This window comes from Nostoc sp. DSM 114161 (genome assembly GCF_052692665.1).
Genome location: NZ_CP195141.1, coordinates 428,611 through 442,788 on the forward strand (window position 1 = coordinate 428,611; position 14,178 = coordinate 442,788).

Annotated in this window: 9 protein-coding genes and 1 pseudogene; 4 read left to right on the forward strand and 6 right to left on the reverse strand. The window is 42.0% G+C overall.

The window, feature by feature from the left end:
• Positions 1 to 99 precede the first annotated feature (99 nt).
• The 6 genes and pseudogenes from NSTC745_RS01940 to NSTC745_RS01965 all read right to left on the reverse strand — a co-directional run bounded on the left by NSTC745_RS01940 (position 100) and on the right by NSTC745_RS01965 (position 6,274).
• Positions 100 to 1,007 (reverse strand): annotated as a pseudogene (locus tag NSTC745_RS01940) (Rpn family recombination-promoting nuclease/putative transposase).
• A 58-nt stretch (positions 1,008 to 1,065) separates the two neighbouring features.
• Positions 1,066 to 1,371, reverse strand: a complete 306-nt coding sequence (locus NSTC745_RS01945; protein ID WP_445635650.1) for a small RNA NsiR4-regulated ssr1528 family protein — start codon at positions 1,369 to 1,371, stop codon at positions 1,066 to 1,068.
• A gap of 82 nt (positions 1,372 to 1,453) precedes the next feature.
• Positions 1,454 to 1,708 carry a hypothetical protein gene (locus NSTC745_RS01950; RefSeq protein ID WP_445635651.1) on the reverse strand — a complete coding sequence of 85 codons (255 nt, stop codon included), beginning with the start codon at positions 1,706 to 1,708 and terminating at the stop codon, positions 1,454 to 1,456.
• Between the two features lie 253 nt (positions 1,709 to 1,961).
• Positions 1,962 to 2,624, reverse strand: coding sequence for a Uma2 family endonuclease (locus tag NSTC745_RS01955; protein ID WP_445635652.1), 663 nt, complete (start codon positions 2,622 to 2,624; stop codon positions 1,962 to 1,964).
• 198 nt (positions 2,625 to 2,822) lie between these two features.
• Positions 2,823 to 5,936: a phosphoenolpyruvate carboxylase gene (locus NSTC745_RS01960; RefSeq protein WP_445635653.1), complete on the reverse strand. Its 3,114-nt coding sequence runs from the start codon at positions 5,934 to 5,936 to the stop codon at positions 2,823 to 2,825.
• Positions 5,937 to 6,037: 101 nt separating this feature from the next.
• Positions 6,038 to 6,274, reverse strand: coding sequence for a hypothetical protein (locus NSTC745_RS01965; RefSeq protein WP_445635654.1), 237 nt, complete (start codon positions 6,272 to 6,274; stop codon positions 6,038 to 6,040).
• A 479-nt stretch (positions 6,275 to 6,753) separates the two neighbouring features.
• Here NSTC745_RS01965 and NSTC745_RS01970 point away from each other — a divergent pair, with 479 nt between their 5' ends.
• From NSTC745_RS01970 to NSTC745_RS01985, 4 genes are all read left to right on the forward strand, one after another.
• Positions 6,754 to 9,753, forward strand: coding sequence for a DUF1574 family protein (locus tag NSTC745_RS01970; RefSeq protein WP_445635655.1), 3,000 nt, complete (start codon positions 6,754 to 6,756; stop codon positions 9,751 to 9,753).
• A 185-nt stretch (positions 9,754 to 9,938) separates the two neighbouring features.
• Positions 9,939 to 11,438 (forward strand): MBOAT family O-acyltransferase, encoded by a 1,500-nt coding sequence (locus NSTC745_RS01975; RefSeq protein WP_445635656.1) that lies wholly within the window; start codon positions 9,939 to 9,941, stop codon positions 11,436 to 11,438.
• 552 nt (positions 11,439 to 11,990) lie between these two features.
• Complete coding sequence (gene psbA / locus NSTC745_RS01980) at positions 11,991 to 13,073, forward strand: photosystem II q(b) protein (RefSeq protein ID WP_096536844.1); 1,083 nt, start codon at positions 11,991 to 11,993, stop codon at positions 13,071 to 13,073.
• Positions 13,074 to 13,192: 119 nt separating this feature from the next.
• Positions 13,193 to 14,173 carry a magnesium transporter CorA family protein gene (locus NSTC745_RS01985; RefSeq protein WP_445635657.1) on the forward strand — a complete coding sequence of 327 codons (981 nt, stop codon included), beginning with the start codon at positions 13,193 to 13,195 and terminating at the stop codon, positions 14,171 to 14,173.
• Positions 14,174 to 14,178 lie beyond the last annotated feature (5 nt).

Sequence of the window (14,178 nt, forward strand, 5' to 3'; positions counted from 1 at the left end):
CTCTCGGTAAAATATTACAAGCGATCGCAAACGATAATTAGACACTAAAAGTGCGATGTCTTGCGACAAAAAGCGTAGCTCTCTAAGGATTTTCTACATTTAATTAATCCGCGCCTGTAACCAAGCTTGTAAATCAGCCACACTTGTAAAATCCAGCAATGCTTCGCCCAATGCTTCCAACATTGGTAATGGCAAACCTGCAACCCAAGAACGCACCTCTTGGGGAATTTCCCCCAATCGCTTTGTCAACAATCGAATAATAATGTTAGCCGTTGCTTCTCGTCCTTCTTCTCGTCCTTCTTCTTTAATTTCTCGATAAACTCTTGTTTCTTTCAGTGTGATGTCTAACATCGACTCCACCTCCCTTCGACTCAGTTGCTCAAACCGATACGTCATGATGGTTGTGATGATTTCGATTATCGCACGACTTACCGGTGAATAGGTTTCTTGACGAGTTCTCGCTAATAAATACCGAGCTTCTGCAGGGGCTTGTTCCTCTTCTATAGTAGTTAATACCATCACTGCCACCCACAAAGGCAAGGAACGGATATTTCCCAACTCATCCAAATATACTCGATGCACTTGATTGCCGTTGAGAAATGTTCTATGAGGATAAGTATCACCCTTCGGGTTCAGCAGTTACTCCACTTGGGGAGACCCCAAGACCGTACTGCTTCACTTTGTTCAATACTACGTGATGGATAGATTATCACTGCTTGCCAATCACTAAATCTGTCACGGTTGCGGTAGAAATACAGTGAAGATTCCGCAAATACCCTTTCATAAAGCTTTTCGTCTTTTTGGAACTGTACCTCACAGAAATACACAATACCCGGACTTTCATTTTCTGGTGGTAAAAATACCCCATCAATTTCAAACTTAGGTTCTTTGACAGCTACCGAGTCAAATTTATATTCAGACGCATTCGCCGGAGGATTTGTCAATAGTTCAAATAATAAAGTAGGAGATTGTTGGAATAATTTATAAAAAATTGAATCTCGACGCATGAACGATTGGCATAGGAATATATCTCAAATAATGCGTAGGCATTGCCTACGCTAAAAATTACTTACCGCCGTAATAAAAGGCAATTTCTTTTTCTTTCAAAGGTGCAAAATCAGCATCTTTAAGCAATTGATCGAGTTCAGCTTGGGGGATGTGTTTGGCACCGATGCGGACAATGCGCGATCGCATGGTATTAGATACCCCACTGCGCTGTCTATTGCCCTCTAGCCCCATGACTTTGCGATAAAGTTCTAATTTGGCAGGCGGAATGGGAGAACCATCAAAATCAATTCCCCGTGCGATCGCTTCATCAACAGCATCGGCACCTGTAGTCGTTTGATTACCTGGGTTAGTTTCAGTAGTCATGGTGATTTGCTCTTCTTCGCTATGGGTAGATTTTACCAGTCTTGCTGACACCAACACTGCTGAGGAGAAATTTATCCATTACTTAATTTTGATTTTCGCGCGTTACTAAACCGCCAACAAACGCACCTAAAACTGTACCTGTCCAGAGTCCTGTTGTGCTACCTTGCCACATTCCTCCTAGCGTCGCCCCAGTGCTGCATATTACTTTTAAACCCCAATATTGGTTTTGGCACTTCTGGTTATGCAACATGGTGGTAATTTGTGCGCTACTATAAGCACCAAAAAAACCTGATGATATTGCTAAAAATGTGCAAATTAAAATTTTGTTTTTAGTCATTTGGATAGGGTATTAAGCATCAGCTTTTGCCAATTATCAATAAAGTTAAAAGTTTTAATTAGCTTATTATTTTTAACTACTATAGCAGTCCTAAATCATTTATTAAAATTATCTATCTCTTTCTTATTTCTTACCTTTGCGTCCTTTGCGTTCTTAGCGGTAGCCTGCGGCAAGCCGCTCCGCGTCTATGTTTCCTTATCCATCTTTTTCACGACTCATTTAGGATTGCTATAACTGCAAATTCTCAACAAAATTAAAGTTTATTTGGGTCAATTCCTTGCTGTTGTAATCTCGCTAATAAATTTTCTAGTTGTTCCTCCGGGGTTTGGTATCTGTTGCCATTTTCGTCATACCAAAACAGCCATTCTCGCGTTCTTCCTTGATAAGTACCCTGTTCCCTTCCAATACCTAAACCAACTTCCGGCATCCAGATTTTATCCTCTGCCTGTAAAATATATTTCCCTTCAACTAAACGATAAACTTCTAAACGTTGACGTTTCCGGCGTAGCCGCGTTGGTGCATAAACTACATAATACAAAATGCCTAACTCGGCATAATCGATTTTTTTCTGTTCGTATTCACCGTTGTAAGTTTGAGAGATTACTTCTAAAGCTAAAATGGGTGAAATTCCATCTTCTTCCCAAAAAACATAGCTAGAACGTCCATTTTCACCAACAAAACGTTCTACACCCAAACTCAGAAATCCATCGGGGACTATGGCAGGTTTTAATGGTGTATAGTAAATACCCATATTGATACCAAAAAACCAGTCATCGCGGTTTTGCCAAATCGAAGCTAAGATGGCTAATAATAAATTGGGAATTAATATTTGCAGCTCGTTATCCACAGGGGTGTCATCAGAATCCTGCAATTCTGCTGATGAAGGTAGGCATTCCAACGGATTATAGTTATACATAATACCTGACTTGTTAATAGTTATTAGAACAAGCTCATTTATCCTGCTTCATTTAAGAGTAACTAAGTTATGATATAAGAGCTTTAGCCTCTTACTAATTAATAATTATGGATACTTGCCGACGAATCTTTAATATTCGCCGACAAGTTTTTAAACTTCACTTTTGTGCTTTTCCATCATCCTAATTTCAACTTTCGATTAACCTGTATTTCTCATACCAGCAGCAATACCATTAATGGTTAATAATGCCCCTCGCAGTAATTCACCTTTGCTATAACGAGAGTGAATTACTCCAGAAGTAGCAGTAGTATTCAAGGACTGGCGTAAACGCTTGAGCAAGGAAACTTGAATAAATCCCAAGGGGACAATTGTGCCATTGCGTAACTGTACAGATCTTTGCAATATCGGATCGCCATCTAAGAGGCGATTGTGATTGGTGATTTTTAATACCAAATCTCTTGTGAGATTAAACTCACTAGCAATTTGCTCAAAAACCTTAATAAAACGCTCTCGATCTTCAGGCTTTGATAATTCTTGAACGTAGTGCTGTGCCATTTGCATATCTACTTTTGCTAGGGTCATTTCTGCTTTGGAAATCACCATTTTGAAGAAAGGCCACTTAATGTAAAAATAGCGCAGCAATTTTAAGTGTTCTTCTGGTTCTTCGTTCAAGAATTCTTGCAAAGCGGTGCCAACACCGTACCAAGAAGGTAGTAAAAAGCGAGTTTGTGTCCAGCTGAATACCCAAGGAATCGCTCGTAAACTGCTTAAGTCTTTTTTGCCAGAGGGACGCCGCGCTGGACGAGAACTAATTTGCAGTTGGCTGATTTCTTCGATTGGAGTTACTTGGTGGAAAAAGTCGATAAAATCAGGTTGCTCGTAAATTAGGGCGCGATAATGTTGACGCGATCGCGCTGCTAGTTCTTCCATAATGTCATTCCAAGGTTCGATATCATCAAACCCTGTCCGCAGCAAACTAGCTTGAATCACTGCGGTGGTAATGGTTTCCATGTGGTACAAAGCTAAGTCCAACAAGGAATATTTGGAAGCCAAAACTTCCCCTTGTTCGGTAATCTTAATCCGCCCGTTGATGCTGTGACCCGGTTGAGCCAAAATCGCTTCGTAAGCCGGGCCCCCTCCCCGTCCCACAGAACCGCCGCGTCCGTGGAAAATCCGCAAATTCACGCCATATCCTTCTGCGATTTTTTGCAGCGATTTTTGCGCTTTATGAATTTCCCAGTTGCTACTTAAAAAACCAGAGTCTTTGTTGCTGTCAGAATACCCCAGCATCACTTCTTGTAGGTTGGAAGTGAGGGGAGGGGAAGAAGACGCAAAGACTGGGAGACGCGGTGACGCGGGGAATTCTTTCCCCGCGTCACCGTGTCCCCGCATCCCCGTGTCCTCTTCTTGCCCTGCTGCATAGCCGCCGGCTAATAAAGCGCGATACAAAGGAAGTTCAAATAATTCTTGCATGACGCTTCTAGAGCGTTGCAAGTCTTCTACTGTTTCAAATAGGGGAACAACTTGAATGGAGCCTACAGCAATAGCGGGGTCAAAAAGTCTGGCTTCTTTGGCTAAAAGCAATACTTCCAACACGTCGCTGACTTGGCGGCACATGCTGATAATGTAAGTTTGACAGATGTTGTCGCCAAATTCTTGTTGCAGCGATCGCACGACGCGAAAGGTTTCAATCACATCGTTGGTTTTTTCGGAAAATGGCAATTCTGCGGGAATTAATGGACGGCGGGTTTGCAGTTCGGAGGTTAGCCAAGCAACTCTTTCTGGCTCTGAGAGTTCGTCGTAAGGTTGGGGTAGTACTTGTAGGTATTCTAAAATTTCATTCAGGGCATCAGAGTGCCGCGATGATTCTTGGCGGATATCTAGCTGTGTCAAGTTAAAGCCAAAAATTTCTACCTGACAGATGAGATCTTCTAACGCTCTACAACTTAAACCTGTTTCTGTCAAGTTGCGCTCAATTAAACGCAGTTCTGCTAAAAACTCGGCTCCAGAACGATATAGGGGGCTGTCTTGATTTTTGGGCGTTTCCCGATTGTATAAAGCGAGATTGCGATCGCGGGTATTTTCTAGTCGTTTGAGGACATAAGCTAGTTTGAGCCGATAAGGTTCTTGGCGATAACGCAGCGCTAGGGCGTCATATACCTCGCTCAACTGGGACTGATCTAATTCTAAAGATTCCAGCAAGTCTGGTAAGACATCGCTCCAGTGCATTGACACACTCAATAATTCAATCAGTTGTTTCACTGACTGGATATATCTTTCCAGCACCATTTTGCGCTGATAGCAAGCTGTCTGCCAGGTAATTTCTGGCGTCACTGATGGGTTCCCATCTCTATCTGAACCTACCCAAGAACCAAAGGAGCAAAAATTTTTACTTGGCGGTTCTAGCCAAGGAAAGGTGTCATATAAAGTGTATTTGAAGCGTTTATAAAGTTGGGGAATGCCATCAAATAACACTTCTTGAAAGTAATGTAGAGCATAATCAACTTCATCCAGCACCGTAGGTTTGAACTGGTGAAGTTCGTCTGTGCGCCACCACAAACGAATTTCTTCGAGTAATTGTTCGCGGATATCCGCCGCTTCCCAAGGATGTCCCACTCCTGTGCTAATCGGGCTATTTTCCAAAGCGTCGAGTTTTTGCAGAAGTTGTACCACTTGTCGCTGCTTATCGCGGATGGTATGACGCACAATTTCAGTTGGGTGCGCTGTGAAGACTAAGCGTACATCCAACTGGGAAATCAGACGTTGAATTTGCTGGGGTGGAACATTCAGTTTAAATAAATGGGGAAATAAAGCCGCAAAAGTACCTTTTAGTTTGGTTTGGGCTTTTTGGACATAACTCTTTGCCAGCAACTCTGCTGCTAATCCCCCAGTAACAGGCGCGTCGTCTTCTCCTTGATTTGACGAATAATTAGCATTTGGTGGCGTTTCTGGCTCGGTTGCTTCTGTTTCGGCCTCATAGCGGCTCAATTGCTGCCGTTGCTCGTATTCCTGCTCTATGATGTTAATCAACTGAAAATACAGAGCAAAAGCACGAGCCGCGCGGATTGCTTCATTGATGTTGAGTTGTTCGATCAACTTGACAGCTGAAGAGGCTTGGTCATTTGTTGTTTGTCCTTCTGGCGAACACAAATCCCGCAATTGCCGCAACAGATCTACCATGTTTTGGCCGCATTCTTGCCTCAGAACTGACTCCCACAATTCTTCCACTACCTGTAGCCGATGACGTAAAAATAATTCCGACACCGGGTATATATCCGCAGTTTGCGATGAAGAGTATAAAAGGGAACTCATATTCTTGATGATTGTAAAGCCAACTACTGTTTACACTTGTAGGTTTTGCACTCGGCGCTCACGATGTTTTCCTGAGCAGATAATTGTTCGATGTATATTTTCTAAGTTCGTTCAGTTTCGTTATCCTCTGGGAAGTCAAGAATGGGTAAGCGATCGCCTCGAAATACTTCTTCACTAGCTTCCCCTATAGCTTCTAGTGCCTTTACTGTAGCTTTTTGTGTAACCAGCAGCAGTACCATAGACGCTGTACCTATTTGCAAGAGAAATGATTGGGGAATGCTGAAAAAATCCAGATTGGATGGCGGGTTATCTGAGGGTTTTTGGTTTGCTGCTGTCATTGCTAATTCTTTGGTTGTGGAAAAATCAGTCAAAACGAGTCAGAATTCAGGAGTCAGAATTCAGAAGGACTTCACATATCAGGAGAAGGAGTTTAAATTGGATAAGATTTGTTATTGGTTTAGCCTACAAGGAGGGTTAGCTCAATCGGAGGCGTTCAGACTCTAAAAGACAATTTATCAGCTAGTCACATAAAATTATTCTGACTTATAACTCCTGACTTCTGAGTTCTGAATTCTGACTTCTGACTTATAACTCCTGACTCCTAACTTCTGACTTCTGACTCCTTGCGAGTAAAATAAACGCAAAACTCAACATTAGCCAGACTTGCAACCGTACAAGACTATCTTTGCCGATTTTGCAAGCTACAAAGGTAACAAAATTGTTAAAAAAAAACGTCAAACTGTGATACACCTATGGTTCTAGTTTACAAGTGCAGGCACTATCCCCAACAATCGCTGACTGTTAAAGTTAATTTCCCATGAAAACAGTATTACCAGACCGCCAGCAATCCTTAGTGCAATGGATCAGTCAAGCAACAGGGATTAACACTTTCGGGGTGAAAATCCGATTACGGGGAAATGACCTTCATATTCTTTGTGAGGGGACAGAATGTCCGCAGCGTTGGCGTACCCTGTCCGATTTGCTGCAAGCACTACAGCAAACTGATTTGGATAGCCTGACAAGCAACGAACAACCCTCAATATACCAAGTATTTGTCTATGGTCGAAGAAAAGGGGAATCGCGCCCTAAATGGTGTCATCGAGTTTATTTGAATCAAATCGACAAGCATGTAGAGCAGGTAGAGCAAGCTTTACTAGCAGACTCGGAAAATTCAAAACAGCCAGGTGGGGCGCTGATTGTCTCTAATGAAACTTTGGCACGCCAAGGTAACCCAGATGCCATTGCTCGCTACCTGAGCGAAACTTTGAGTACGTTGGGCGTGTCAGTGAGCGCAAAAATTAAGCTATATAAGCCCAAGAATTCTCAGGTTGAAGAAAATCGCCTGTGGATATTTTGCCATTCTAGCTATAGTCCCGATGCATCGTTGCTAGCGGAACCAATAGCCCAAAAGTTGCGTTATCTCAGGCTTTGTGGCTATCCAGATGCGGTAATAGTTTCTCAAGTGACTGGTGAAACTGCACCTGATTGGCTGCTGCGGGTGGATTTAACGCCTCCAGAGGTGATGCTCAAGGAGTGGGCGCGTTGGGGGGATGTGCAAGCGATCGCCAGATTACTAACCGAGGTATTGTCAGGATTAAAGGTTGCTGTCCAAGCTTCTCTCAAAGAATCAACGCTACATATTTTTTGTACGCCAGCTTTTGACCCCTTAGGAACCGCCCCAATCCCAGATAAAGCAGCGTGCTTGGAGGTAATTGTACCCCAGCTAGAAGCGATCGCTCCCCAAGGTCTCCTTGGCGCCACAATATACGGCCAAAAAGCAGGCGACAGCCAACCTGCTTGGATTGATTGGCTAGCTTTACCTGCTGCGGAGCATTCCGTCTTTGCGACATCACCACTAGATTTGGCAAATACTGGCGATGAAGAAGCGATCGTTTTTTTACTAGAACGCTTACTCAATCCTGACTTAGATTGGCGTTTGCTCACAGGTGGAATTCGCGTACAGCTGCTCAACAAAGGTGATTTATTGCACATCATGTGCGATGCCCCTGTTTGTCCGGGACGGGCACAGGTAGCCAATAAAGTTACACAGTTTATCCGCCAATTAAAAATTCCTGGTATAAAAGGAGTGCGCGTCTATGGAAGGCGTGCAGGGAATAAGGAACCTTTTTGGCATCATGGCATCGATTTAGAACATCGCCAACGTTTAGTACCAGAAGCAACCCCAGAATTTGCTGCTACTTCTCAATACGTTAACGATTTGGTTACGGCTGAAACTAGCGAACCAATTTTGCGCCCAGACTTAACCACAGAAGAAGTTCAAACTTTTGTTACAGAAGTAGCCCTCGATTGGCTAGCAACGGCGAATGCAGCAGTCAAAAAATTCCTCTTGGGAAGTCAACTATTTACCGAAACTGACCAATCAGAAGACCTCAACCCTGATGCTCAAGGAATTAAGATTGCTTTGGTTTGGGGGACACTGGGATTATTGCTCACCGTTCAAAGTGATTGGGTGTTAGGTCAATTCATCGCCCGCACTACGCCAAGTTCCCCAACAGTCGCTAATGTCTCACCTGCACCATCTGAGCAAAAAGCATCGTTGACATCTGGGAAAAATCCCAACGAGAAAAAGACATTTCTTGCCAGTACAAGCAAAACCAAATCTTCTCTAAACCAAACTTCTGTATTTAATGCTTCTCAATTTACCCAAGGTGATGATACCGAAAGCGGAAATTTAGCAGCAGCACCATTGAAAGAAAAAGCAACCGCCACTGCTATTCTTTTAGCAGCGCGATCGCAAATGCCAAGTTTCAATGTTAGGCAATTAGACGAGCAACTAGCCCTGTATAAACAACGCCTCGCTAGAACTGGTAGCCCACCAGATGTATTAATTATTGGTTCCTCCCGCGCCCTTAGAGGAGTAGACCCAGCAGCACTTTCTAAAGCTTTAGCAACTCAGGGCTATCCAAATGTTGACGTGTTCAACTTTGGCATTAATGGTGCTACTGCACAAGTTGTAAACTTTGTGCTTCGCCAAGTTTTAGAACCATCAGAACTACCGAAATTAATTCTTTGGGCAGATGGCGCCCGTGCTTTCAACAGCGGACGCGAGGATATTACCTTTAAATCCATCGTTGCATCAGCTGGCTATAAACAAGCTTTAGAGAAAGCCTCGACAACTGCAACTAGCAGTGATTCCCCTGAAAATCCAAAAAAAGAAAAGCCAAAAGAAGAAAAGCCAGAAACTAACGGTTATCAAGCTGTCAATGATTGGTTAAATCAGGCTCTAGCATCTGTTTCTACTAGCTATCAAAACCGCGATCTAATTAAAAGTTTAGTCCAAAAACAACTGCTTCAATTTGGTCAAAATCAGACAGTTACATCCCAAAAGCAGCCAACAGACGGGAATTTAGAAGATACATCCCAGCAAGCAGTTGATTTTGATGGGTTTTTACCTTTGTCTATTCGCTTTAATCCTGCTAGATACTATCAAAAACATTCTAGAGTTCCAGGAAATTATGACAACGATTATAAATCTTTCCAACTAGGAGGAGAGCAAGAAACTGCATTCCAAGAAGTTCTGGAATTTACCCAATCTCAGAAAATTTCTTTAGTGTTTATCAACATGCCGCTAACAGCAGATTATTTAGATCCAGTGCGTAAAAAATATGAGCAAGAATTCCAACAACACATGTTGCATTTAGCAACTAACCCCAACTTTATTTATCGCGATTTAAGCCAACAGTGGCCGAAAGTAAATGACTATTTTTCTGACCCTAGCCACCTCAACCGCTTTGGCGCTTATGAAGTCTCGAAAAAGTTAGCAAATGACCCAATGATTCCCTGGCCAGTTAAGTAGGGAGACGCAGGGATGAGGGAGATGGAGAGACAAGGGAGGCAGGGGAGACAGGGGAGACAAGGGAGGCAGGGGAAGCAGGGGAGGCAGGGGAAGCAAAGGGAGAAATAGCCGATGCCCAATGCCCCATGACTAATGACTAATGACTAATGACTAATGACTAATGACTAATGACTAATGACTAAAAAATGAACTTTATATCAATTTTCTATGGTCTTTTCTTGTTGAGTGTACTGGGAATTTACTGGTCTTTAGGACAACAGAAATTGCGATTGTGGACGCTCTTAATTGCCAGTTTGGTTTTCTATGCGTCTTTGCATATCCAGTACATACCATTGCTATTAGCATTGACTTTTATTAATTTTCGCTTGGGAGTAGAAATTGGCAAGAATACATCTCTGGGAAAACATTCTCATGACTGGCGAATTTCTAATGAAGAATGGCTATTTATCGAAAATGACTGGAATTTACGTCGTTTAAAGCTGCTGTGGTTAGGTATAGTTATCAACGTTTTACTTTTATTGGGCTTTAAGTATACTATTCCTTTATATAACTTTGTTTTTAACATCCAAATAAATCCACAAGAAAACTCTTTTAGATTAATTGCACCCTTAGGAATTTCATTTTTTACCTTTGAGTGTATTGCTTATTTAATAGATGTTTATCGTGGTGCCCCAGCTACGGATAAGTTTCTGCAATTTGCGTCGTACAAATTATTTTTTGCCAAGCTAATTTCCGGCCCAATTACGCGCTACCACAACTTAGCAAATCAATTTAATACTCTACACTTACCTAGTACTAATAGAGTGGCAGAAGGATTGTGGTTAATTGCTAGGGGTGCAGTCAAAAAAGGTATTTTGGCAGATCATTTGGGAGTTTTTGTTGATTTATGTTTTGGCAATCTACAGCGGGCGGGTAGTACAGATCTCTGGTTAGCTACATTTGCCTACGGCTTGCAGTTATATCTAGATTTCAATGGCTATGTAGATATTGCCCGTGGTAGTGCTTTACTTTTCGGGTTGGTTCTGCCTGAGAATTTTGATTTCCCTTATTTCACCACCAGCATTGCAGAATTTTGGCGGCGCTGGCACATGACTCTAGGCGATTGGCTGCGTAACTATATTTATTTTCCTTTAGGTGGTTCTCGCCGGGGTTTGGCTCGGACTTGTGGGAATTTATTTATTGTGATGCTAATTGCTGGTATCTGGCACGGAGCTGCTTTAGGTTATGTAGTGTGGGGAATACTTCACGGATTAGCATTAGTAGTTCATCGGCTTACAGATGTAATTAGCGATCGCTTTGAAAAACTAGAACATTTCTGGCAAAATCCTCTGGGTATATTTATAGCTTGGCTGTTGACCCAACTGATGGTTTTTACGTCTTGGATTTGGTTCCGCTTACCTAACCCCCAAGACTCTTTTTTGGTAACTCGACATCTTTTAGGTTATCCAGCCGACGCCCAGTTTGCCCAAAAAGTCTATGTGGAAGCTTTAAATATGAGCCAATACCAACTCGCTTGCGTGTTGGCAACTTTAGCTACTCTCATGGCTATAGTCTACGCCTTTAACCGGATGTTGAAGTTAGAGTTCAACTGGCCTATAAAGCTTGTTTTTGTGCCTTTATGCTTCTACGCAGTTTGGTTATTAGCTCCTGAAGGTAGCTTGCCATATATATACTTTGATTTTTAATTTCTTGGCACACAGCCAACCGTAGTTAATAGCAATTTTCGAGGTAGAACATAGGGTAGCACAGCTGGCTGTGCTGCCCTATTGATTTTTCGTAATCCTATCTAATTGAAAATCCTTATAACTTCTGGATGATTGATTCTTACGAGATATTTTTTATTAAATATTTTTAATTATATTTGTAAACAAATGTAAAGCAGGATAATTACGTTAGGACTGACGCATAGCTAAAATAAAATATAAACACAGAGGGCGCAAATAACCGCAGGGATAGGAGTTAGAGAGATTTTTGCGTCAGAACTATGGGGAATAGAGTCCCGAAATTAGTTTAGTGTTTAAATTCCTTTAAACCATACAGTGAAGGGCTTTTGATGCTTTTTATGACTGCAATAAATCCGAAGAAAAACTTTACTTTTATGTGAGTTTATTCAACAAATGTGTTACAGAATATTAAGCTACATCTCGCATCAAAGTAAATTCATGTAGACTTATTTCTACAGGCGAAAAAAGAAATTAGCCTGTTCAATTTTTACAAAACATAGCACTCATAAAACAATGACCACAACCTTACAACGGCGTTCTAACGCTAACGTATGGGATCGCTTCTGCGAGTGGATTACCAGCACTGACAACCGCATCTATGTTGGTTGGTTCGGCGTGTTGATGATCCCTACCCTGCTAGCCGCTACCGTTTGCTTCACAATCGCTTTCATCGCTGCTCCTCCTGTGGACATCGATGGTATCCGCGAACCTGTTGCTGGTTCTTTGATCTACGGAAACAACATCATCTCTGGTGCAGTTGTTCCTTCTTCTAACGCGATCGGTTTGCACTTCTACCCCATCTGGGAAGCTGCTTCCTTAGATGAGTGGTTGTACAACGGCGGTCCTTACCAGTTGGTAATTTTCCACTTCTTGATCGGTTGTGCTTGCTACATGGGCCGTCAGTGGGAACTTTCTTACCGCTTAGGTATGCGTCCTTGGATCTGCGTAGCTTACAGCGCACCTCTAGCTTCTGCTACCGCAGTATTCTTGATCTACCCAATCGGTCAAGGTTCTTTCTCTGATGGTATGCCTTTGGGAATCTCCGGAACCTTCAACTTCATGATTGTGTTCCAAGCAGAGCACAACATCCTGATGCACCCCTTCCACATGTTAGGTGTGGCTGGTGTATTCGGCGGAAGCTTATTCTCCGCAATGCACGGTTCTTTGGTAACTTCTTCCTTGGTTCGTGAAACCACCGAAACCGAATCTCAAAACTACGGTTACAGATTCGGTCAAGAAGAAGAAACCTACAACATCGTTGCTGCTCACGGTTACTTCGGTCGCTTGATCTTCCAATACGCTTCCTTCAACAACAGCCGTTCCTTGCACTTCTTCCTAGCTGCTTGGCCTGTTGTTGGTATCTGGTTCACCGCTTTGGGTGTAAGCACAATGGCTTTCAACCTGAACGGTTTCAACTTCAACCAGTCCATCATTGACTCTCAAGGTCGCGTTATCAGCACTTGGGCAGACGTAATCAACCGCGCTAACTTGGGTATGGAAGTAATGCACGAGCGTAACGCTCACAACTTCCCCTTAGACTTAGCTGCTGATGAAGTTGCTCCTGTTGCTCTAACCGCTCCTGCTATCAACGGCTAATACTTAAGTAATAGCTGAATAAAAAGCGTCCTCTGAAAAGGGGGCGCTTTTTTTAATTAGAATTGTGATATTAAAAAGAAGAATTCAGATAATGGGGGATTTAGAATAAAAATCGCTGTATGCTAATTCTTCTTACTTTTTCTCAGAATCAGCTAGATTTATTCTCTAGCATGAATGTTGATACGGTACTCCAAAGAATTGATGGTTCTCAGAATATTTGGTTGCGCTGTGTTAATTTCCGCGATCGCGCTGGAACTGGCAGAATTCTCAATCACTTTCAACTCAATCCATCTCGCGTGAACATGGTTTTCAACCATACCCCTACAGGAATGGATGAAGATACACAAGATTGTTTATTTGATAATTATGAAATTTTAACTCATCAACTAAAAAATCGAGAGTTTGAAGTAGCGCGTGGCAGTATTTTGCTAGGAAGGAATTTTATCATCACTTTTGAAATTACTGAAGTCAAAATATTTACTGTACTAACTAATAATCTCCAAAAGCGAAATATAGACCCGCAAAAGTGGGGAATTGACTATCTTTTATATCTTATTTTTAAAGATATTTTAAATAATTACCATACAGTATTTGAATACATTTCTAGACAACTTGATGATTTAGAAGATGAAGTTTTAGGAAATTTTGGTGATGAATCAACGTACCATAAGATCGCTAGCATGAGACAATCTACTCGTGTTGGGCGTCGTAATTTTCAAAGCATTAAATCTCTTTTAATGATGATGGATTACGAGGATTTGCAATGGATTTCAGAGCCAGTAAAGGCTTTGTTCAATCAAGAATTTGTGCATCATATCGATAATCTCTGGCAGGAGTATCAAACTCTGAGAATCTGGATGTCAGAATTAATGGAAATTCAACGCGATAATATTGCCAGCGAAACTAGCGATCGAATTAACCGCTTAACTATCTTATCAGCGGTATTCTTACCAATCACCTTTATTGCTGGCGTTTATGGTATGAACTTCAAGTATATGCCGGAATTAGAACAACCTTGGGGTTATCCTGTGGCGATCGCCGTTATGGCTTTAATAGTCATTGGTAGTATTGTCTACGCTAAAAAACAACGTTGGTTGTAGTTTTG

What these genes read in the sequence shown, in the direction of transcription:
- NSTC745_RS01960 (WP_445635653.1), bottom strand. Translation starts at nt 5,936, where the DNA reads ATGAGTTCCCTTTTATACTCTTCATCGCAAACTGCGGATATATACCCG.
- NSTC745_RS01955 (WP_445635652.1), bottom strand. Translation starts at nt 2,624, where the DNA reads ATGTATAACTATAATCCGTTGGAATGCCTACCTTCATCAGCAGAATTG.
- NSTC745_RS01975 (WP_445635656.1), top strand. Translation starts at nt 9,939, where the DNA reads ATGAACTTTATATCAATTTTCTATGGTCTTTTCTTGTTGAGTGTACTG.
- NSTC745_RS01945 (WP_445635650.1), bottom strand. Translation starts at nt 1,371, where the DNA reads ATGACTACTGAAACTAACCCAGGTAATCAAACGACTACAGGTGCCGAT.
- NSTC745_RS01985 (WP_445635657.1), top strand. Translation starts at nt 13,193, where the DNA reads ATGCTAATTCTTCTTACTTTTTCTCAGAATCAGCTAGATTTATTCTCT.
- NSTC745_RS01970 (WP_445635655.1), top strand. Translation starts at nt 6,754, where the DNA reads ATGAAAACAGTATTACCAGACCGCCAGCAATCCTTAGTGCAATGGATC.
- NSTC745_RS01965 (WP_445635654.1), bottom strand. Translation starts at nt 6,274, where the DNA reads ATGACAGCAGCAAACCAAAAACCCTCAGATAACCCGCCATCCAATCTG.
- psbA (WP_096536844.1), top strand. Translation starts at nt 11,991, where the DNA reads ATGACCACAACCTTACAACGGCGTTCTAACGCTAACGTATGGGATCGC.
- NSTC745_RS01950 (WP_445635651.1), bottom strand. Translation starts at nt 1,708, where the DNA reads ATGACTAAAAACAAAATTTTAATTTGCACATTTTTAGCAATATCATCA.